17 protein-coding genes and 2 riboswitches are annotated in these 22,130 nt (G+C 54.1%); of the genes, 1 reads left to right on the plus strand and 16 read right to left on the minus strand.

Annotation, left to right across the window (positions count from 1 at the left end; translation table 11 throughout):
* Nucleotides 1–8: 8 nt before the first annotated feature.
* From pcrA to A3EQ_RS0101390, 4 genes are all read right to left on the minus strand, one after another.
* Nucleotides 9–2,195, minus strand: a complete 2,187-nt coding sequence (pcrA, locus tag A3EQ_RS0101365; RefSeq protein ID WP_026499645.1) for a DNA helicase PcrA — start codon at nt 2,193–2,195, stop codon at nt 9–11.
* 192 nt (nt 2,196–2,387) lie between these two features.
* Nucleotides 2,388–3,080, minus strand: a complete 693-nt coding sequence (pcrB, locus tag A3EQ_RS0101370) for a heptaprenylglyceryl phosphate synthase (RefSeq protein WP_020153391.1) — start codon at nt 3,078–3,080, stop codon at nt 2,388–2,390.
* A 416-nt stretch (nt 3,081–3,496) separates the two neighbouring features.
* On the minus strand, nt 3,497–3,817 hold the full coding sequence (locus A3EQ_RS0101385) for a YerC/YecD family TrpR-related protein (RefSeq protein WP_020153394.1): 321 nt from the start codon (nt 3,815–3,817) through the stop codon (nt 3,497–3,499).
* 152 nt (nt 3,818–3,969) lie between these two features.
* Nucleotides 3,970–5,001: a DUF3048 domain-containing protein gene (locus A3EQ_RS0101390; protein ID WP_154652802.1), complete on the minus strand. Its 1,032-nt coding sequence runs from the start codon at nt 4,999–5,001 to the stop codon at nt 3,970–3,972.
* 240 nt (nt 5,002–5,241) lie between these two features.
* On the opposite strand from A3EQ_RS0101390, the gene A3EQ_RS21980 reads away from it, so the two are divergent.
* Nucleotides 5,242–5,556, plus strand: coding sequence for a YgaP family membrane protein (locus A3EQ_RS21980; RefSeq protein WP_081626168.1), 315 nt, complete (start codon nt 5,242–5,244; stop codon nt 5,554–5,556).
* A 308-nt stretch (nt 5,557–5,864) separates the two neighbouring features.
* Here A3EQ_RS21980 and purB read toward each other — a convergent pair whose 3' ends face one another.
* The 12 genes from purB to A3EQ_RS0101480 all read right to left on the minus strand — a co-directional run bounded on the left by purB (nt 5,865) and on the right by A3EQ_RS0101480 (nt 21,636).
* Nucleotides 5,865–7,172: an adenylosuccinate lyase gene (gene purB / locus A3EQ_RS0101410; protein ID WP_026499646.1), complete on the minus strand. Its 1,308-nt coding sequence runs from the start codon at nt 7,170–7,172 to the stop codon at nt 5,865–5,867.
* 388 nt (nt 7,173–7,560) lie between these two features.
* Nucleotides 7,561–8,679, minus strand: a complete 1,119-nt coding sequence (locus A3EQ_RS0101415) for an NAD(P)/FAD-dependent oxidoreductase (RefSeq protein ID WP_020153400.1) — start codon at nt 8,677–8,679, stop codon at nt 7,561–7,563.
* Nucleotides 8,680–9,428: 749 nt separating this feature from the next.
* On the minus strand, nt 9,429–10,763 hold the full coding sequence (locus A3EQ_RS0101430) for an NCS2 family permease (RefSeq protein WP_026499647.1): 1,335 nt from the start codon (nt 10,761–10,763) through the stop codon (nt 9,429–9,431).
* A gap of 173 nt (nt 10,764–10,936) precedes the next feature.
* A riboswitch (purine riboswitch) is annotated at nt 10,937–11,038 on the minus strand.
* A gap of 214 nt (nt 11,039–11,252) precedes the next feature.
* Entirely contained in the window at nt 11,253–12,830 is a 1,578-nt protein-coding gene (guaA, locus tag A3EQ_RS0101435) for a glutamine-hydrolyzing GMP synthase (protein ID WP_051091382.1), read from the minus strand.
* A 75-nt stretch (nt 12,831–12,905) separates the two neighbouring features.
* Nucleotides 12,906–13,006: riboswitch (purine riboswitch) on the minus strand.
* A 240-nt stretch (nt 13,007–13,246) separates the two neighbouring features.
* Nucleotides 13,247–14,740 (minus strand): PH domain-containing protein, encoded by a 1,494-nt coding sequence (locus A3EQ_RS0101440; RefSeq protein WP_020153405.1) that lies wholly within the window; start codon nt 14,738–14,740, stop codon nt 13,247–13,249.
* A complete protein-coding gene (locus A3EQ_RS0101445) occupies nt 14,733–15,212 on the minus strand; it encodes a PH domain-containing protein (protein WP_020153406.1) in 480 nt (159 codons plus the stop codon). Before A3EQ_RS0101445 ends, A3EQ_RS0101440 begins: the two co-directional genes overlap by 8 nt.
* A 120-nt stretch (nt 15,213–15,332) precedes the next feature.
* On the minus strand, nt 15,333–16,016 hold the full coding sequence (locus A3EQ_RS0101450; RefSeq protein ID WP_020153407.1) for a DUF1129 family protein: 684 nt from the start codon (nt 16,014–16,016) through the stop codon (nt 15,333–15,335).
* A 215-nt stretch (nt 16,017–16,231) separates the two neighbouring features.
* On the minus strand, nt 16,232–16,561 hold the full coding sequence (locus A3EQ_RS0101460) for a PadR family transcriptional regulator (RefSeq protein WP_020153410.1): 330 nt from the start codon (nt 16,559–16,561) through the stop codon (nt 16,232–16,234).
* Nucleotides 16,562–16,791: 230 nt separating this feature from the next.
* Nucleotides 16,792–16,989: a hypothetical protein gene (locus tag A3EQ_RS0101465; RefSeq protein WP_026499648.1), complete on the minus strand. Its 198-nt coding sequence runs from the start codon at nt 16,987–16,989 to the stop codon at nt 16,792–16,794.
* 236 nt (nt 16,990–17,225) lie between these two features.
* The gene (locus A3EQ_RS0101470) at nt 17,226–19,463 is read right to left on the minus strand and encodes a transglutaminase TgpA family protein (RefSeq protein ID WP_020153412.1); all 2,238 of its coding nucleotides are present in this window, start codon (nt 19,461–19,463) and stop codon (nt 17,226–17,228) included.
* Nucleotides 19,460–20,674, minus strand: coding sequence for a DUF58 domain-containing protein (locus tag A3EQ_RS0101475; protein ID WP_026499649.1), 1,215 nt, complete (start codon nt 20,672–20,674; stop codon nt 19,460–19,462). The genes A3EQ_RS0101470 and A3EQ_RS0101475 overlap by 4 nt, the downstream gene beginning before the upstream one ends.
* A 5-nt stretch (nt 20,675–20,679) precedes the next feature.
* Complete coding sequence (locus A3EQ_RS0101480; RefSeq protein ID WP_020153414.1) at nt 20,680–21,636, minus strand: AAA family ATPase; 957 nt, start codon at nt 21,634–21,636, stop codon at nt 20,680–20,682.
* Between the last annotated feature and the right edge of the window lie 494 nt (nt 21,637–22,130).

The following is a 22,130-nucleotide window of genomic DNA, read 5'->3' on the forward strand; positions in this document are numbered from 1 at the left end:
TGAAAATATTACTGCTTGGTAATCGGGGCGAATTTCGCCAGCAACCGCTTGATCCCGATCGGCCGGGGAAAGGCGATGTCCAGTTCCAGATTCTCGCCCTCTCCCTTGACGGCGACGACGGTCCCGGTTCCCCATTTCTTGTGGTAAGCTTTGTCCCCCGGTTTCCAAGACTGTTCCGTTGCCCCTTCGGACGGGGCGAAGACGATCTCCCGGACCCTTTTTTCCCGGCTTTCCCCCGCCGGCATCCTGCCCAACGGCCGCAAATACTCGTCCGGTATCTCCGACAAAAACCGGGAAGGGGGATTCATATTCGAATAGCCGTACAGGGTGCGGACTTGCGCGTTCGTCAAGTAGAGCTCCTCCTTGGCCCGGGTGATGCCGACATAGGCCAGCCGGCGCTCTTCTTCCATCTCTTCATCGCTTTCGTAGCTTCGGCTGTGGGGGAATACCCCTTCCTCCATTCCCGTGATGAACACGACGGGAAATTCCAGCCCTTTGGCGGAATGCAAGGTCATCAGGAAGGCCGCGTCCCCCTTCTTTTCTCCCTCATCGATCCGGTCGATGTCGGAAACGAGGGCCAAATCGGTCAAAAAGGCGATCAGGGAACGGTCCTCGTTTTCTTCCTCGAAATTTTTCGTAACGGATAAAAATTCTTCGATGTTTTCCAGGCGGCTTTGCGCCTCGAGGGTCTTTTCCAGCTTCAGCATCTCCCGGTACCCGGTCCGCTGCAAAATTTCTTCCGCCAGCTCGGTGACCGACAGGTAATCCTGCATCTTATGGAGCTGGCTGATCAACTGAGAAAATTCGGCGGCGGATTTTTCCGCTTTCCCGCCCAGGCCGATGGATTCGGCTTCGGCGAGGGCCGCGAACAGGGAACATTCATGTTCCGTCGCGTACCGGGAAATTTTTTCCAGGGAGCTCGCCCCGATGCCCCGTTTCGGCACGTTGATGACCCGCAAAAAGCTGATGTCGTCGTTCGGATTGGCCACCAGCCGCATATAGGCGATCAAATCCTTGATTTCCTTTCGCTCATAGAATTTCGTGCCGCCGACGATGACATACGGGATGCCCGCTTTCATCAGCATTTCTTCCAGCACCCGGGATTGGGCGTTGGTGCGGTACAATACGGCGAAATCGGAATATTTCCGCCCTTTCTTTTCCGCCAGCTCCTTGATTTTCCCCGCGACAAAAAAAGCCTCATCCTGCTCGTTTACGGCGCGGTAATAATAGACCGGCTCCCCTTTTCCGTTTTTCGTCCACAGCTTTTTCGGCTTCCGGTTGATGTTGTTCTCGATCACATGGTTCGCCGCGGCCAAAATATTTTTCGTCGAACGATAGTTTTCCTCGAGCAAGATCACCTTCGCCTTCGGATAATCCTTTTCAAAGGACAAAATATTGGAGATGTCCGCCCCCCGCCAGCGGTAGATCGACTGATCGGAATCGCCGACGACGCAGATGTTTTGGAACCGGGCCGAAAGCAGGCGGACGAGTTCGTACTGGGCCCTGTTCGTGTCCTGATATTCATCGACGTGGATGTATTGAAATTTCCGCTGGTAATATTCCAGCACGTCCGGGACCCGCTTAAAGAGCAAGATGGTTTTCATAATGAGGTCGTCAAAATCGAGGGAGTCGTTTTGCAGCAATTTTTTCTCGTATTCCAGATAGACCCGGCCGACCAATTGTCCGTAAAGATCGCCCTCATTTTTCCCGGCGAAGGTTTTGGCGTCGACCAGTTCGTTTTTCGCGCCGGAAATGTCGGCCAAAATGCCGCGGGGGTCATATTTTTTCGGATCGATGTTCAATTCGTTCAGCACCGTCTTGACCACGGACAGCTGGTCGGTCGTATCCAAGATCGTAAAGTTGCGGCTGATCCCGATCCGGTCGGCGTCCCTGCGCAAAATCTTCACGCACATGGCGTGAAAGGTGGAGATCCAGACTTCGGCGGCCGTTCCGCCGATGATCTTCTCCACCCTTTCCTTCATTTCCCTGGCCGCTTTGTTGGTAAACGTAATCGCCAAAATATTGTAGGGGTTGACCCCTTTTTCCGCGATCAAATAGGCGATCCGGTGGGTCAACACCCGCGTCTTCCCGCTCCCCGCGCCGGCCATGATCAACAGGGGGCCTTCCGTCGTTTTAACGGCTTCCTCCTGCTGTTTATTTAAACCTCTGAGCAAACGTTCCGATAAAAAATTCACGACAATCACCCTTATCCAATTTTGCCGCCTGTCCGAAACCTTCCGGACCAATTGCGGGGAAAGGGCCGGACGGATGGCCGCATCCGGCCTTTCTTCCCCTCGGGGGAACTTCCCCGCGGGGGAAAGCCTTCCGCGAAGGGTTTCCTGCCCGCATGCGGCGGAAACCCGGTGCGGACGGAAGGAGGGGGCCCTTCACTTGGCTCCCTTGGCGGCCTTCACCGTTTTCAACGCATTCTCCAGGTCGGTATACAGGCTGTTGCCGACGACGATGCAATCGGCATGCCGGGCCATCGCTTCCGCCTGTTCGGGGGTTCGAATCCCCCCGCCGTAAAACAGGACGGTGTCCGACAGAGCCGATTTCACTTTGGCGACCGTTTCCGGGTCTCCGTATGTACCGCTGTATTCCAGATAAAAAACGGGAAAATGAAACATTTTCTCCGCCACTTGGGCGTAGGCGAGCAAATCATCGAGGGACAAATCGGCGGCGGCTTCCGTCAGGGCGGCGGCCTTGCTGTCGGGATTTAAAATGCAGTAGCCTTCCATGACGATTTCATCCCAATTGATGAGGGGCCCGTATTTTTTCACGGCTTCCACATGGGCGTCGATCAGCCATTTTTTCCTTTTGCTGTTCAACACCGAAGGGATAAAATATAAGTCAAATCCGGGAGCGACCGCGTCCATGTCGGAAATCTCCAAAACGCAGGGAACGGAATATCTCCGGACCCGGGCCATTAAATTCACGACCTTTTCTTCCGTCACTCCGTCCGTTCCGCCGATCATGACCGCGTCGGTTCCGGATTCGCAGATCTTTTCCAAAGCGTCGTCGGAAATCTCTTTATTCGGATCGAGTTTAAAGATATGTTTCCACTCGCGAAAATGCTCCATTCACGGTTCCTCCATCGGTTATTCCGTCTAATAATTATAACATTCCTTACCGCCGGATAAAATCTTTGAAACGGAGGAAAAATAAGGGGGAAAAGGATCGGGGCAGAAACGGAAAGGGCGCCGAAAAAAGGGGGGCACGGCGCGATATCATTAAATCCGTCCCTTTTAACCATCCGTCCACGCCTCCCTATTCCGGCGGAAGGATAGACGCAAGGTGACGAAACCGAACGTTTTCCGCCGTCTACGTCCCCATGTTCCGGCGGAAGGCCCGGGCACGGATCCGCCATCGCTGAAAACCATGGCAAATACGGGGCGGACGGCCGTTTTCGTTCGGCACCCGGCTCCCGGTTTCCCCTTCCGAATGCAAAAAAAGACTTGATTTTCCGCCAGAAAACCAAGTCCAGCTTCGGTTCCGCTTACCCCTTCCCTCCCTCCGGATGCCCTTGTTTCTCCTTCATCCGGCGCAAAACGAGCTGATATCCGTCGCTGCCGTATTGCAGGCAGCGTTTCACCCTGGAAATCGTCGCCGTGGAGGCGCCGGTTTTTTCTTCGATTTCGTGATAGGTCGCCCCCTCCTTCAGCATGCGGGCCACCTCCAGCCGTTGGGAAAGGGAAAGGAGCTCATTGACCGTGCACAGATCATCAAAGAAACGGTAGCATTCTTCCAAATTCCGCAAGGAAAGGATGGCTTCAAACAGCTGATCGAGTTCTCTTCCGCGCAATTTATCGATTTGCATTCTCTCTTTCTTCCCCCTTGCCTCTTGTCGTGGCTTTATGAAAAACCGTGCGGTCCGCGATCCGATGCAACCGGTTTCGGATGTGAAAAAACCGGTTTCCGGCGCGGGAGGCTTGCCGCCCCCGCTTCCGGATGACCGTTCGCTATTGCCCTTCACTGCGCCGGCACGGAAAGGACGTTTTCCATCGGGGCCGGAACGATATTGATCCATGTTTTGCCGGGGACAAGCCTTGCTTGTTCAGTCCCGTCGTACGGGACGATCCTTCCGTTCACGTTTTCCCAGCGGATCTCCCGCATCTTGCCCTTTTGCAGCAAATATCCCCTTCCGCCGGATTCCAGATCGATGGCGATCCTTCCCGATCCGTCATTCAACGATGCGTGATCCATTTCCACGATGAGCACGTTGTCCAATAAGACCGGATCGCCCGTGTCATAATCGACGGTTTGCGCCCCTCCGGAATACCGTTTATATTTTTCCGCCGCCGGATCGTATTCGTAACGGACGAGAAAATCATCGGTGGAATAGGAGACGGCGACGGAGCGGACATCTTCGCCTTCGACGGTCTCCCCGCCGGACAGGAAACGATAGGGTGCCGGCGGCGTGTCCAGATCGCATCCCGCTTTTTCCGCCCCTTTTAAAATATTTTTATAGGAAATATAGGAATTGTGCGGCGCCTGCCGGAAAGCGACCCGCTGGAACAGGGTGCCGTCATAAAAAAGGCCGTTTAAGGAATCGATGTACTGGCTCTCGATTAATTTTTTTGCCTCGGGGCTCCAGCCGTGAAAGACGAACAGGCCGTCAAAGCCTTTGGCCAGCCGGATATAATAATCCCTCGCGCTGCGCACCGGACCGATTCTTTCCGGAAATTCGCTTTGGAAGACGGCAAGGAAGCGGGTGATGCCGCCTTCCGCCAGCGCCTCGATCACCACGTCCGCCTTTTGAAGGCCGGATTGGGGACGGGCCTTCGGATGGTTATTGATCATGACGGTGATCGCCCGATGGTTCGGCTTTTCCTCCGATAAAAGGCCGGTCAACGGAAAAGGATAGGACGGTTTTTCAACGGCTTCCGGCTTGTTTTCCGCCGGGCTTTCGCTTCCCTTTTCCGGAACCCGCTCCTTTGTGCAGGCGGAAAGAACGACCGCGGCGGCAACGGTGAAGATCAACAGCCATTTTTTCCCTTTCAAAGGGCTCACCTGTCTTCTGTCAAAAATTTGTTTATACCATTTTAACGCATCAACGTACAAAAAAAAATCGGTTTCCGACAATTTTGCCTTTCGTTTCGCCGGCCGGACCTGCCGGCGAAGAAAGCCGGAAGGAAAAAGAAAGAACGGGATTTCAAACGGGGATCCCCATGCATATTGCGGTTTCCGTTGGAAAGGCTAATGCTGAACGGACATCCCGAATCGGAAGGGGAGGTTTTTGCCATGCATGTGAAAAAAAATATCGGAATCATCAACGCTTTAATCCGGATAACGGCCGGTTTGACCCTGCTGTCCTGGTACACCGCCAAACTCGTTCGCCGGCCTTGGCGAAGGCGCGGGTATTTCTTCATCATCCTGTTGGCGGCTAATCAAGTCGCGGAAGGAATCGTCCGGTATTGCCCGATCACCGATCTGGCGAAAAAGGGATGGGCCGGCGGCTTCGACCGGAAAATGAAAGAATGGCGGGAAACCATTTCCCGGAATTTTGGGAAAGAGAGAGAAGGCGGGCGAGAAGAATCCGCCGACGAAGGCCTTTAACCGGCCGCGGGGCCGCCGCTTCCCCGATGGCTGGCGCGGGCAGGTCCCACGTCTTTTTAAAATTGATATAAACAGCATATTCGTAATTTTCCGAAAATCCCTTGTCAGTTGTCCAGCCTGCGAAAAAGTTTCAAAGGTTTCCAGGCGGCCGCCAACGTGAGTCCCGCCATGCCGGACGGCCGCAGCCGCGGACCCGTTAAATCCCGATGCAAAAGCGGACGGCGCCATCCGTGGAGAACCCTTGCAAAAAGGACCGTCCCGGCCTTTTTCGCCGGCCGGGACGAAGAACCCCAAACCGGATCCTGTCCTTATTCTCCCTCCGCATCAAGTCCCAGCCGGGCAAAAATCGTATCCACATATTTCAAATGATAACGGTTGTCAAAGCATTCAGCGATCTCTTCCGGGGTGAGGAAACGCCGGATCCTTTCGTTTTTTTCCAGAAGCCCCCGGAAGGAAACTTGCTTTTCCCAAGCCTCCATGGCGACGGGCTGAACCGTGTCGTAGGCCTCTTCCCGCGACATGCCGGCCTCGATCAGCTTCAGCAACACCCGCTGGGAGTAAATTAACCCGAAGGTTTTTTCCATGTTTCTTTTCATATTTTCCGGATAAACCGTCAAGTTTTCCAAAATGGAAGCAAAACGGTTCAGCATGTAGTTCAACAGGGTCGTCGCATCCGGCAGAATGATCCGCTCCGCCGACGAATGGGAAATATCCCGCTCGTGCCAAAGGGGAATGTTTTCGTAGGCGGTTGCCATATAGCCCCGGAGCACCCGGGCGATGCCGACCATGTTTTCCGATCCGATCGGGTTCCTTTTGTGGGGCATGGCGGAAGACCCCTTTTGGCCGGCCGCAAAAAACTCCTCCGCTTCCCGGATTTCGCTTCGCTGCAACCCCCGGATTTCGGTGGCAAATTTTTCGATGGAGGAAGCGATGAGGGCAATGGTGGCGACGTAGTAGGCGTGCCGGTCCCGCTGCAGCGTCTGGGTGGAAATCGGCGCCGGCTGCAGGCCCAGCCTTTCGCAAACGTATTTTTCCACGAAAGGATCCACATTGGCATAGGTGCCGACGGCGCCGGATATTTTCCCGACCTCCACCCCCTCGGCGGCCGCCCGGAAGCGGGCCAGATTCCGCTTCATCTCTTCATGCCAGAGGGCCATCTTTAAGCCGAAGGTGGTCGGCTCGGCGTGGACCCCGTGGGTCCGCCCGATCATGATCGTATATTTGTGGGCGGCGGCCTTTTCCCGGATCACCCGCAAAAGCCTCTCCATATCCCGGATCAATATGCGGTTGGCCTGTTTCAACAAACAGGACAGGGCCGTGTCGACCACATCCGTGGACGTCAGGCCGTAATGGATCCACTTCCGTTCTTCCCCCAATGTTTCCGAGACGGCCCGGGTGAAGGCGATCACATCGTGTTTCGTTTCCTTCTCGATTTCTTTCACCCGGTCCAGCCGGAAGGAGGCGTTTTTGCGAATCTTTTCCGCATCCTCCTTCGGAATGACGCCCAGTTCGGCCCATGCTTCACAGGCCAAAATTTCCACTTCCAGCCAGGTTTTGAATTTGTTTTCCTCCGACCAGATGTCGGCCATTTCCCGTCTTGTATAACGTTCGATCATTTCGGTCCTCCAAATTTGAAAAAATTTTGCCGGCTGCGCCGGAATCCGGGAAAAAAGCCGGAACCCGTTTCCGGTTGCGGCGCCGGCTGCTTCCACTCCATTTCCGTTCCCGCGTCCGGCCGCTCCCCAGGCGCGGCCGGCGTTTATCCTTCCCCGCCCGGCCGCTGAAAATCGCGGTGCGTAACGGAAGAGTACCGAGGGGGAAAGAAAGCAAAATGAAGCCCCCACCCGGCGGAGGCCGGCCGTTCCGAAAGGGCAAAGGTTTCCTTTCTCCCTCTTTTTCCGCGGTTTCATAGCCTTCATGACCGGTTCGCCCGGAAAGGATCCCCGCGATTTCAGTCTTTTTTATCGCGGGTGTATGGCCCCGGTGCCGACCTTCCCCGCCTTTTCACCGTTCGATAATCCTGGATACATCATAGGGGGATAGGGGGACATCGCATTTTTCCCCGAGGGCGATCTTCGCCACCTGCAGCCCGAGATAGGGCCCGACCGTCAAACCGGAAGAACCGAGCCCGTTGGCGACCAGCAAACCGTCGAATCCCGGGACGGGCCCGAAAGCGGGCATAAAATCGGAAGCGACGGGGCGGAACCCGAAGCGGGCCTCCAGAAATTGCCCTTCCGCCAATCCCGGGGCGGCAGATAAGGCCTTGTCCAAAATGGCATGCAGCCCGCCGGCCGTCACCCGTTCGTCGAAGGCGTCATCATCTTCATGGGTTGATCCGGCGAGAATCCTCCCGTCGTCAAAGGGCAGGATGTACTGGCTTTCCGGGAGCATGAGCATCGGCCAATCCTCCGTCTCCCGGTTTCTCAACTGGAGATGGACGATTTGCCCCTTCTGGCCCCGCACCTTCATCCGGATCCCGAGGGGCCACAGCAGCTCCGGCGTCCACGCCCCCGCGGCGACGATCACCGTGTCGGCCGGATAATATTCCCCCGAAGCGAAGACTCCGGTTACCGTATTTCCCTGGAAATCCAATTCCGCCGAGCGGATCGCGGTTTTAGCGCCGTGTTTTTTTGCGGCATTGAGGAGGGCCTCCCTCAAGGCGGAGCCGTTCACCCTCGCCGCCCCGCTGACATAAAGGAAGTAAAAATCCTTGCTTAACAAGGGGAACATTTCCGCCGCCTCATCGGGCGCAAGTTCGCGGACCTCCCCCATCTCCGGGGCATCTTCCCGCCTTTTCAAGACCCTTTCCTTCATTTTTTCCAGTTTGGACCGGTCCCTGTGGAGGGTGATGACGCCCACCCGGCGGTAACCGGTGTCCGTCTCCCCATCCTTTTCCAGCTCCTCCACCAATTCCGGAAAGTAACGGGTCCCCAACTTGGCCAGCAAATACCAGTCTTTGTTTCTCCGCTGGGAAAGCCACGGGCACAGGACGCCGGCCGCGGCATCCGTCGAACGGCCCGTTTCCCCGCGGTCGATCACCAAAACGTCCGCCCCCGCTTTGGCCAAATGATAGGCGCAGGAGGCGCCGAATATCCCCGCGCCGACAATCACGATTTTTTTCATCCCATTCACCTTTTTTCAAGATTCCCTATTCTTCATTTTATATAATACGGGGGCCAGCCTCAAAAGGAAAATGCAGGCTTTTTGTGCGCCCTTGCCGTTCCGCCTGCCGCCGGTCAGAAACGCGGATTTTCGCGGCCGTGCGCCCCTTGGCCCCCTTGCAATCTTTCGTTCCCGGCGCCCTTCCGGCCTCCTTTTTCATCCCGGCTGAATCTGCGCGTCCCGGCACTTCCGTGGCCGGAATCCAGACCGGCCTGCCCGGCGGCTTTCCATTAAGAAAGATCCGGCCGCGGGCGCCGCCTTGACGGCGGATGGCTTTTTCGCGGGCGAACTTTTCGGGAGGCAAGATCCGTGCGCTGATCCCAATCCGGCCATCCCCCGGTCCGGCATGCCTCCGGGGAGCGGATCGCGGCTTCCCGGTTCCCGGGTCGCCTCTTTCGGGCACGCCGGATCTCCCGTGGAAAACTTGTCTTTCCGGCTGGCATCCCCCGCTTCCTTCAGCCTTTTCCGCCGGCATACACACGGGCATGGGGATCCCCGAAACCATCCATAACAAAAGGTGCCCGGGGAAGGATTCCTCCCCGGACACCTTGATCCGCCAAAAAAGCCAGATTTTCATCCCTTTCCAGACCGTTCGCCTGAAGCCCGGTCCCTGTCCGCCCGCAACGCCCCCTTCCCGGGGACCGCGCGGCAGGAACCGGCGATGCCTTCCGGCGGTTTTCCCGCCATGGAAAAACCGACCGTTTATCCCGCTACCTTAAAAAGATAAAGTACAGGAGGAAGATCACCGCCATGCCGTACATGATCGGATGGATCTCCCTTCTTCTCCCGGCCAAAATCATGGTGATCGGGTAGAAGATGAATCCGGCCGCGATCCCGTTGGCGATGCTGTTGGAAAGGGGCATGGCGGTCAGCGTTAAAAAGGCGGGAACCGAAATTTCAAAGCGGCCCCAGTCGATTTTGTTCAGCGACGAGACCATGAGCACCCCGACAATGATCAGGGCGGGCGCGGTTACCGGTTCCGTGATGACGCTCAAGAGCGGATAGAAAAACAGGGACAACAGGAACAGCGCGGCGGTCACCACCGCGGCGAATCCGGAACGGGCGCCGGCCGCCACCCCCGCCGAAGATTCGATGTAGGAAGTGACCGTGGACGTTCCCAAAATGGAACCGGAAACGGTCGCCAGCGCATCGGCAAAGAGGGCCCGTCCGGCACGGGGCAGCTGATTGTTTTTCAACAGACCGGCCTGGTTGGCGACGGCGACCAGGGTGCCGGCGGTATCGAAAAAGTCAACGAACAGGAAGGTTAAGGCGACCGCCAGCATATCCAGCGTAAAAATTTGCTCCGGATGGCGGATGATCGCCTCGATCGACGCCCCGAAGGTAGGGGCGATACTGGGGATTTCCCCGACGATTTGCCTCGGCGTATCAATCAGGCTGGCGAACATCCCGACGACGGCGGTGATCACCATTCCGATGAAAACGGCGGCATTCACCTTTCTCACCATTAAAATGACGGTTACGAACAGCCCGAAAATGGCGAGCAATGTATTCCCGTTGGAAAAATCCCCCAAAGTCACCAGCGTGGAATCGTGGTTGACGATGATCCCCGCATTCCGGCAGCCGATGAAGGTAATAAACAGCCCGATCCCGGCGCTGACGGCATACTTCAATTCCTCGGGGATGGCATTGATGATTTTTTCGCGGATCCCGGATAATGTCAGGATGATAAACATCAGGCCGGAAAACATGACGCCGGTCAAGGCGTTTTGCCACGGGATGCCCATCGTCAGGACGACGGTGAAGGCGAAAAAGGCGTTCAACCCCATTCCCGGTGCGAGGGCGATCGGGTATTTGGCGATGATCCCCATGAACAGGGAGCCGATGGCGGCGGACAAAGCGGTGGCGACAAACACCGCTCCTTTGTCCATGCGCATGGCGTCCGGGAAATCCTCAACGGAAGACAGGGAAAGAACCAGCGGATTGACCACCAATATGTAGGCCATCGACAAGAACGTGGTCAGCCCCCCGATAAACTCCCGGCGATAATTGGTACCCAGCTCGTCAAACATGAAATATTTCCGCATGAATGACCTTCCCTTCCTTTTTTGATGGTTTGCGGCGAATGAAAGCAATAAAAGAAGCTCCGTGAAACTACCGGAGCTTGACGAGAGGGTACGCGGAAAGAAGGGCATGATCCGCCCGTCCCGCTCCCCCGCCGGGAAAAAGAAAACAACGGGGAAGGGCGGCGTCATCCCGTTCCTCTCACGCATCTCCTCGTAGTCAAGCTATTTACGGTAGCTTGGTAGAGACTTGCGGGCCATATTCCCGCAATTATACGAGTTTTCGATTCAGTTTTCTTTAGAATACAAAGAAATGGCCGGAATGTCAATACAATAAACGAACTATTTTAACATAAAAGGCAAAAAATGTTCGTTTACTTTGGCGTGCCCTCCGCTGAAACGCAAAGGGCGATCATCGCGGACAGAGGCCCGTTTCTATCCCGGGACGCGATGCAGGCCCATGCCGGTTCTCCCCGGCCAGACGCTTCTATCCCTCCGAAAAAAACCGGAACCTCATTCCCATTCGATGGTCGCGGGAGGTTTGCTCGTGATGTCGTAAACGACCCGGTTCACCCGTTTCACTTCATTGACCAATCGCGTTGAAATTTTCTCCAAGACGTGCCAAGGGATCTTCGCCCAGTCGGCGGTCATCCCGTCGACGGAGGTCACCGCCCGGATCGCCACCGTGTAGTCGTACGTGCGCTGATCCCCCATCACGCCCACCGTCCGGATCTCCGGAAGGACGGTGAAATATTGCCAGATTTCCCGGTCCAGCCCCGCTTTTTTTATCTCTTCCCGCAGGATGGCGTCCGTCTCCCGGACCAATTCCAGCTTTTCCTCCGTCACTTCCCCGAGGACGCGGATCGCCAGGCCGGGCCCCGGGAAGGGCTGCCGCCAGACGATTTCGTCGGGAAGCCCCAGTTTTTTCCCCAATAGGCGCACTTCGTCCTTAAACAACGATTTCAGCGGCTCCAGCAGGGAAAAATTCAGGTTTTTCGGCAATCCGCCGACGTTGTGGTGGGATTTGATCGACGCGGAGGTTTCCGTGCCGCTCTCAATCCAATCGGAATATAAAGTTCCTTGGGCCAAAAAAGGAATGTCGCCCATGCGGCCCACTTCATCCTCGAACACCCGGATAAATTCCTCGCCGATGATTTTTCGCTTCCGCTCCGGATCGGTGACGCCTTTTAACCGCCGCAAAAACCTTTCTTTGGCGTCGACCATGCGGACATCTACGGAAAACCGGTCCCGGAACGTCCGCATCACTTGTTCCGCCTCTCCCTTTCTCAACAGGCCGTGGTCGACAAACAAACAGACGAGCTGATCGCCGACCGCTTTGTGGACAAGGGCGGCCGTCACCGACGAATCGACGCCTCCGCTCAAGGCGCAAAGCACCCTTTTGTCCCCGACGGTCTCCCGGATCCTTTCGGCTTCTTCGTCAATGAAGCGGTCCATCGTCCAGTTTTTCCCGCAGCCGCAAATATGGCGGGCAAAATTTTCCAAGATTTGCAGGCCATATTCGCTGTGGCTCACTTCCGGATGGAATTGGACGGCGAAAATCCGCCTTTTTTCGTCGCTGATCGCCGCCGTGATCCCGTTTTCGCTCACCGCATCCGCGGAAAATCCTTCGGGAAGGCGGCTGATCACATCCCCGTGGCTCATCCATACGATTTGCTTCTCCGGCGTATGTTCAAAAAGGGCCGTTTTCCTTTGGCAAAAAATCTCCGTTTTTCCGTACTCCCGGGAAGGCAACGGACGGACCTCCCCGCCGAACCGATGGGCGATCAGCTGCATGCCGTAACAAATGCCCAAAATGGGGATCCCCAAGTCAAAGATTTTTTCGTCGCACCGGTATGCCCCCTCATCGTATACGCTCTTCGGACCCCCGGAAAAGACGATTCCTTTCACCTTCCGTTTCTTGATTTCCTCCGCGGATAAATGATGGGGATGAAGTTCGCTGTACACGCCGATTTCCCTGATCCGCCTCGTAATGAGCTGATTGTATTGGCTTCCGAAATCCAGGACGATGATCATATCTTGTTCCGGCAAAAAAATCCACTCCCTGTTTCGTCTTGTTATCGGCCGGATCATGCGGAATGATCCTGAGAAAATAAAAAACTAGAATCCCGCGAAAAAGGCAGAATTCTAGTATGTTTCCAAAAAAAGACATACAGGATCTGCCTTCATAGTCAAATCATTTCCGGTGATTTGGTAGAGACTCCCGAACCGATTATCGGGATTATATGAAGGTGATTGGACAGCCTATTCAGTTTTTCTGCGGCGGATCGATGACCGCCGCCTTTGGCGGTTCTTACAAGATTGGAGCACCCATTCCGTTTTTCCGGGTTCCGGAAAAATCCGTTCCCGGTGATAAAATGCTTTGCATTTAGTCTATCAACATCGGGAAACAGCGTCAAGCTAAATTTTTGCAGCCGAAACGCATATGTTGAGTCACCGAAACTATAAGACCGGAGGCGCTCCAATCCAAATTTTCGCAGCGGAAACCCTCACGCCTCCCGGGACGTGCGGCTGTACCAGCGATAAATTTTTTGCAAATCCCCGCCGTCCAGGTTGTTTCCGCGGCCCGCGGCAATGCCGATCCCCGATTTGATGTTCGCCTGGATGTTCCCCAAATTCTGCCGCTTTTGGAAAAGGTTTACGGATATCTCCAGGGATTGGATGCGATGCCGGAACAGGTACGCGGTCCGGGCGGTGACGAACCAGCTTCTCAAGGCGAGCTGGTCTCCGGTAATATTCCATCCCGAATGTCTGTAAGCCAGGTGGCCGAGCCACGCGGAAAGGGGAACGAGCACCAGGAGGACCCATCCCCAAGGCCGGAAAAACCAGACGGCCAGGCAAACCGGAAGGACGGAGACAAGGACCGGTTTGATGATGAACCGCCATCTCGCCCGTTTCGGCGCCGGCCGGAACCCGATTTCAACCGTATACTCGGGAAGGCAGGCCCGGATGAAGCGGCCGATTTGATTTTTCCGGATGAGCGGGAAGATGACGATCTCTCCGCTGACCTCGTACTTGTCTTCCCCGCTCGTTCCGGCGCTGACGAGAACGACGGTGGCATAGCCGAACAGTTTGCGGATAATATTTTCTTTCACCATGATTCCCTGCACCCGGTGGGCGGGAACGGATAACTGCCTTTTTTCCAGAAGCCCCCTGGAAATGAAAAGCTCCTCTTTCCCCCGTTTCACCGTAAAATGGGCGTATTTGAGCATCGTCTGCGCGATGGCCGCCAGGTAGGCGGCAAGAAAAACGAGGATGACGAAGGTCGCAACAAGGAGGATGTCCTGATGGATGAAAAACAGCGCTTCACGGTAGATCCATTGAAAGGAAATGAAATCATCCAATTCCTGGGCGAAGGCCAAGAGGGCGGCGATCACCCCCCACACTCCGCCGCTGGTAACCGCAAGCAGAAAAAGTTCCCGCATGTTCATCGTAAAAACGGTTTCCCATTCCTCGTCTTCCGCATGTTCCAAATCAGGCTCCCCGTCTTGGGAAACGGCTTCGCCAAGAGACGGATCCTCCGCTGTTCCCTTCTCTTTTTTCCACCGGATCTCCTTCTGCAGTTTGACCGCTTCTTCTTTCGTGATCGCGGTCAACTCCGCATCCGCCTTTCCGATCTCGTTGGAACCGGCGGTTTCCACCCGCACCTTCGCCAGCCCGAACAGCCTTTGCCACAGGCCTTCGGAAACGATCACGGATTGGATCCGCTCCAAAGGGATATACCTCTTTTTCCGGATGATGACGCCGTATTCCATCCGAAGTTCCCCGTCTTCCATCCAATAGCGGAACGTCAGCCATTTCAGAAAACCGAAAACGGCCGTGAGAAGGACGATGAGGAGGGGGAGGAGCAAAAAATTGGTTTTTATATTCCCTTTGGACCCGTTGAAAATGAGGACGAGGACATAGGGAAAGATCAAATCTTTTATCCCTTGCAAGGAAGATATGAAAATGGCGACGGGATGCAATCTCTTTTTTTCAGACATCTTCCCTTACCACCCTCACCAAATAGGAAATCGTTTTTCGGAGCTCCTCCGCCTCATCTTCGTCAAGGGCCGGGATTTCATGGGTCGTGGCCGCCGAGGAAATCACGACGGAGGCGAGGCGGTATTTTTTCATGATCGGCCCCTGGTTCGTGTCCACGTGCTGGACGCGGATGATCGGGATCAGCGTCCTTTTTACGACAAACAGGCCGTGCTGCAGTTCGATTTCCTGTTCGCGCAATTCGTAGCGCCATCTTTCCCAGCGGATTTTCGGTACGAAAAAGACGGCGATCAAAAGGAAACAAATATCGACAACGACGAGGATCGGTATGATCCATTTCGGCAGATCCAAAAGAAAAATGGCGACCGTTGCGGCGATGGAAAGGGCGAAAACAATTAAAGATAAAATGGCGCCGTAAATTTTCCAAACCTTCAACGCTTTCGGCGAGATCCTTTTTTCCGGACTGGTCAGCATGCGAATCCTCCCTTATATTGCCCGCTTTTTCAAATGACAGCAAACTCCGACAATTTTTACGGAAGAAAGACGGAAAAGATTCACCTCCCTCTTCCCGGCGAACAGCCTCATTTCACCGATCTATTTATTCGCAAAAATTTTCTTCGCCACCCGGACCGAAGCCCAAATCACAAAACCGGCGAGGATCTGGACGGGCCAGCTTACGGTGACGGACGGGCCGAAATCGGGGAAAAAGGCGGTAAAGGCGATCATCAGAGCGCCGCCGGTCCCCACGATGAAAAAGATTTCCAGGGAAAACTTCTTTTCCGCCTTTGCATTTTGCAAATAGACGGATTTTTTGATGAACCGGAACACGACCGCAGCCAAGGCGAGAGACATCGACAGGTTCACGAGGAAAACCACGAGTTCTTTTATCAGGAAAATTTCCGGGTCCACTTCCCGAAATTGGGAAACGATGAACAGGATCAGCCCGGAAATCATCAAAACGATCCCGAGGAGATCGGCGGCGACGACGGCTATGAAGGAAAGCCATCCGGTGAGCTTTTCCTTCGGCAAAAGCCCGAGAATTTCGTCCGCGTATTCCTTCGGATTCTTCCCGAATATCTCTTCCGCCGTCTTTCCCTCCCTTTGCCCTTCCAGCAAGTGCTCCAATATCTCCAGCAGGATTTCCTCGGTGGCTCGCTCGGAAACCGACATGTTGCTCCGGATGTAGATCAGCAAATCGGAATAATATTTTTCATTTTCCTCGGTCAAAAGCTTCCTTTTGCGATTGTTGATTTCAATTAACGTTTTCGCGCTAACCATCATTGTCCCCTCCGTCAAACTGAAACACGGACATGTGACACTTTTTGCGGCCGTTTTTTCCGGATGATGTTCTCCGTTTCGCGAGAGAGCGGCCCGGGTTAAACGCCGGAACCCGATTTTCCCGGATCATGTTTTCCCTTCACCCGGCGCCGGGCCGGCCCGGCCGTGCGGGGCCTCGGCTTTCCCCCATTTTCCGCGCCTTCCCCTTTCCGGCGTCACGGCTTGAATGCGCGGAACAGCCGGTCGACCGGCCGGGAAATCTTGTTCCATTCCTCCATAATTTCAACGAGGGCCTTTCGGCCTTCCTCCGTCAAATAATAATATTTCCGGTTCGGTCCGTACATGGAGGGATGCATCTCCCCGCGGATCATCCCGTTTTTTTGCAGCCGGAGAAGGATCGGGTAGACCGTGCCTTCGCTGACGTCTTCCAATCCCGCTTCCCGCAGCTTTTTGGACAATTCATAGCCGTAGACCGGTTGTTTGCCGATGATGGCCAGGACACATCCATCCAATACCCCTTTTAACAACTGGCTGCGGATCGACATGTCACATCCCTCCGTTGTTTCCGTCGGCTTTTTTGCGAAGCAAGGCAGGTGCAGCCCAAGGCCTTCCATTTCCGGAACCGACTATTTGGCAATGCAAGATAGATGGGTAAAATAAAAGGTCCCGTTAAAGAACAACGTCGCTCATCTGATAAATCGAATGGAACGCTTAAAAAACGTGGGGCCCTTGCCGAATGGCCGGCAATGAAACGAAAGAACCGAAAAGGGCAAGACTATTTCTGCCAAATCTTTTGAAATAACTTGGCATAGGTTAGGGCAAGTACGGATTGCAAGATGATGAAGAAAGATAAAATAACCGTTTGCCCGTTATGGTTTATCGCGCCTGCGACTGCCATAATCATGCCGAACAGGATAAATAGAACACTCAGGAAAGGCATTGCCTTAATCAATAGTTCAAGTGTTTTGTTCACCGCATCGATTCCCCTTTGCATTTTCCTTTGTCGGCGGGTTCTTAAAGACATTAAACGGAACCAAGCCGCATTCCGCTCTCGTCACTTTTATGTTCCGCCGAGGAACATTTGTTTGCTTTAACCAATCACATGGACAAAAAAAGAATGCAAGTATCTTGCATAACAAAATACCTGCATTCATTATAAGGCAATCCCTTCCATTTGTAAAGGAATTTGTTGGAAAAAGGGGATGAAACCTACCGCAAGATCTTCAACAGCCGTCTCCAGCTCAATTGCCATTCCGCCGATGCATCAAACGAAGCCGGCGGATAATAGACGACCCTTTCGTACAACCGGGTCAGCCGTTCCATATCGCCGGTGGAGAAATACCGGTCGATCCGTTCCGCATATTGGCGCAGCGATTCCCCTTCGTCCTTTTTCATCCCGCTTCGCTCCAATTGTTTCAAAAGGGCGAGATAGGCGCCGGCGAAATTTTTCGCGTCCGTTTTCCTTCCGTATCGGGCAACATACCAAAAAGGCAGCCATTTCCGGCGGAACTTATAGGTAAGAAAGGCGGCCAGGAGGAGGGCGATTCCGGAAGCGATGAGAGAAAACAGATGTTCCTTCATCCATTCGGAAAGATCGGTTCCCTTCCTCCCGCCATTTTCCGCGGCGGAATTGTCCGGCCCCTGTTCCGGAACATTGTTCCTTTCATTCGGCCGGTTTTGTTGAGGAGTCTGTTCCTCCTCCGGCTCCGGCGTATCCGAACCGGCATTTTCCTGGCTGTAGACGAAATTTGCCGGGTTGGTGAACCCTTTCGTCGGTTCGAAGGGAACCCAGCCCACCTCCGGAAAATAGACTTCCGGCCAAGAATGGGCGTGAGAATTTTTCAACTCGTAAACCCCGATCCCGCCTTCTTCCGTATCGACCAGTTCCCCGGACGAATACCCTTTAACCCATCGCGCCGGAATGCCGACGGAACGGAGCAGCACGACCATGGCCGTCGAAAAGTTGTCGCAATACCCGGTTTTGCTTTCAAACAAAAATTGGTCCACATAATCTTCGTCCACATCCGGAAAAGGGACATCGGCGGTGTCATAGGTGAATTCCGGACCCTTTAAATATTGTTCGATCGCCTTCGCCTTGTCATACCAGTTATCATAAGGGGCGGTGATCTCCGCCGCCAAATCCGTCACCCGCCGGGGAAGGTTTCCGGGAAGCTGGGTATATCGAAACAAAAATTCGAACCCTTCCCGGGAACTGCGGAAAGAATTCACACCGGATTCATCGTTAACGGCCCTCAGTTTATCGATCTCATAGACCGGTTCCCGGTACCCGACGGTATAGTCATCCTCGAATCCCGCGACGACTTTTTCCGTGGTTTGATTGAAGGCAAAGACGCCCCCGGAAAAATCGAAGTATTCAAATCCCCGCGGATAAATGATGTGGGGGTAATAGGTGGGGAAGGCTTTAATTTTCGCCCTGTGGATTTCATATCTCCGCTGAAGCACACTTGTATAGATCGGAAGGGATTTTTGGCTTACCAACTCGGCGGAAGCGATATCCCGCACCGTGGGAGAACCGGAAAAATAAACGATCTGGTCTGCTTTGCCGGTTGCCCATCCCTTTCCGGTATAATAATCCTTCGTTTCCACGACCCAGTAATTCCGCATAGGCGTTTTCACCCGGAAAACCAGGCCCTCATCCTGGGCAAAAGGCCCGCCCAAAAAGAGGTCGTCCGGATCATATCCGACCCTTGACATGCCTTTCCCCTTTCCCGGGCCGCCATCTCCGGAAAGGGACTGGATATAGGGCACCGGATCCGGCCAGATCGGGTCCGCCTTCGGCATGATATAGGCGAAAGCCGTGCTGAAAAAGACGAGAACCGCCAAAGAAAACGCCCATTTCGCCTTCAGCCCCGTTTTCAGGCGGACCCCTTCCCTTTCCGCGCAGCGGTCCAAAAACAGCATCCCCATGCTGAAGAGGCCGAAAACGACGGTGCGGATCATCGGCCATTTGCCGTCATAGGGCATGAAGGTGTCGAAGACGGCAATGTAAAGGATGGTCATCAACAGAAAGAAGAGAATCTTTTTCCGGACGACAAACCAATAATGGAGCAAGTAAACCATCAGCCAGATTAACAGAAAAAACTCCAGCGTCCGGAAACTGTCGCTTTGCCCGGTCCATTCCCGGCGGAACAGGATTTTCACGTTCGCCGCGACATCCTGGACGAACCACCCGACCCATTGGAAAGTGAAAAAAGGTTCATGAACAAAGGTCCGGTTCAGCACATAAAAAATGTAAACCGAGCCGGCGGCCAGCTGGACAAGAAAGGGAACGCGAAAGAGGAAAAACAGAAAGCAGAGGCCGGTGAACACGAGGAAAACCGGCATATTGTGAATGCCGCCGATCGTTTCCAAGGGGCGCATCCATTCCCAAAGCAGCAAAAAACCGGCCGCACAAAAAAGAATCGTGTTTGCCCGCAGCGTTCTCATCTGTCCATCCCCCCGCCAAAGGCATTGGCAAAATTCTCCTCCCGCAGGATTTTTACGAATATTCCCCGGTTTTTCGCCAGATTCATCATTTTCGTATCCCCGGGAGAAATTTGTTCATCGTTCCCTTTTACGCAGACCAACAGTTTCGCCCCCCGCGGCGAAACATTTTTGCCTATGGCCTCGATGTCCTCTTCCCGCAAGGCCGTCGTGACGAAGATTTTATTGATGTTCTGCAAAAAAATCACCGGATCGTTTTCAATCTGCTTGTGCCATGGGATGGCCGATTCGTCCTCCACCTTTGCCAAAAAGTAAAACATCGCCTGTTTATGAAAGACTCCCCCTTGGACGGGGAAATAGTGCCGCTCCTTTTCGCAGGCATACAAACCGGCTTGGCCGCCCTTTTTGATCACCGCCTGGATGAGGGAGGCGGTAAATTTCACCGCCAAATCAAAGGTGCCGCTCGGCGAACAATCAAGAACGATCATGATATCGTTCGTTTGCCTTTGTTCAAACTCTTTCGTCATCAATTCGTTCCTCCGGGCGGTGGCCTTCCAATGGATCCATGAAAACCGGTCGCCGGGCTGGTAATCCCTTAATTGGACGGCCATGGTGGAATCCCTTTTCACCTGGTCTCGCACCGTCGCCATCCCCTGGTCGAAATAATTTTCAAAGGGCCGGTAAACCATGTCCACAACGGCGGGATAAACGAGAAAAGAATCTTCGCAGGGAATCCGCCTGCTTTTTTCGACGAATCCGAACCAGTCGGCCACATATATCCGGACGGCGGGAAACACGTATTCCCCCCGGGTGATATTCGGGATGGCGTACTGAACGGCCAGCTCTTTTTTAAAGAAGGCAAACAGCAAAGTCTTGTAAGGAGTTCTCCCCCTTTTGGCCAGTTTCTCCGGCATTTCGTCCAAAAGGGTGAGAAAGAAAAGGGGCGAACGGAAGGGCAAACGGACGGTCATTTTCATCCGGACCGTTTCCCCTTCGGAAACATCCGTCTTTGCAATCTCCCGCATCACTTGAATTTTTTGAACCGGATAAAACAGGATGAAGAGGGCGTACAGGGCAAAGGGCAGGATGCTGAAAAAGAGAAACCAGGAGACAAAGCCGCCTTGAAACATTCCATAGGAAAAGGCCGCAAAGAACAAGAGCAGGAAACCGATGATTTTCGCGCCGGCGATGACATGGCGATTTACCGCTTTCATTTTCATTATTTTCCGTACCTCTGGATCGGGACTTTTACGGTTCGGACGACATCGTTGACCAATTGCTCCGCCGTGATGCCGTTGTATCTGGCCTCCGATTTTAAAATGAGGCGATGGGCGAATACGTAAGGAGCCAAAAACTGGATGTCATCGGGGATGACGTACTCCCTCCCGTGGAGGAAGGCGTAGGCCTGGGCGGCTTTCATGATGGCGATGGAACCCCGTGGGCTTACCCCCAGATAAATGTGGGGATGATTCCGCGTCCTTGCGACGATGTGGACGATATATTCCTTTATCGTTTCATCGACAAAAACGGACCGGATTTCCTTTTGATATTCCTGCAATTCATCGGTGGTGATCACCGGTTCCAGTTCTTCGACGGAAACGTCCGCCTGGGCGCGGGTCAAGACTTCCACTTCTTCCTGAATGGAAGGATAGCCCATTTTCATTTTCAGCAAAAAACGGTCCAATTGGGCTTCCGGAAGGGGATAGGTCCCTTCGTACTCGATCGGGTTTTGCGTGGCCATGACAAAGAACGGTTTTTTGAGCGGATATGTGACCCCGTCGATGGTTATATTTCCTTCCTCCATCCCTTCCAGCAAGGCGGATTGGGTCTTCGGGGAAGTCCGGTTGATTTCGTCGGCCAAAATAATGTTTCCCATAATCGGACCGGGCCGGTATTCGAACTCCATTTCCTTCGGATTATAGATGGAAACCCCCAAAACATCCGAAGGCAGCAAGTCCGGCGTGAACTGGATCCTTTTAAACTGGGCGTTGACAGATTTCGCCAAACTTTTTACCAGCTTCGTCTTCCCGACACCGGGCACATCCTCCAGCAAAACGTGCCCGCCGGCCAACAGGGCGGTCAAACAGAGCACCGCTTCCTTTCGTTTTCCGATCATGATTTTTTCGATGTTTTCTATAATATCGCCGAGCTTGGGATGCAATGTTTCCGTAATCACAGGGTCCCCTCCAAAAATAAAGATCGCAACGTATTCATTCGACAATCGACAAAAGGATTCCTTTCTTTAAAAATAATCAAAATTATGGAATAATGCAAACTTTATTTCCTGTGATCCGGCGTTTTAAGAGGAACTGGCCGGGAAAAGTTTGCAAGGGAAATGCGGACCCTGTTCCCGCCGCCGGGTTCAAGAATAATCGGAGGTTCCATCCATGTCCCGTCTCTGCCCGCTTTTTTCCCGCTGGCGGGGTTAAAAACAATCGGTCCTGAGACGGGGCAAGGCCGGATCGGCACATGTTTCGCTTCGCCGGAAGGCCGACGGGGAATCCGCCGTTTTTTCGCCGCGACCCATTCATGATTTGCGGGAAGATTTGCGGACGGATGGACCGCCGCAGCTGAAGGGCATTCTGCGGCAATTCGAAAACGGGATCGTTGCCGGACAATGACCAATTGGGACCGGATTTTGGACATATCGCGGACGATGATGGACACCGG

Origin of the sequence: Caldibacillus debilis DSM 16016, assembly GCF_000383875.1 — a bacterium.
Classification (GTDB): Bacteria; Bacillota; Bacilli; order Bacillales; family Caldibacillaceae; genus Caldibacillus; species Caldibacillus debilis.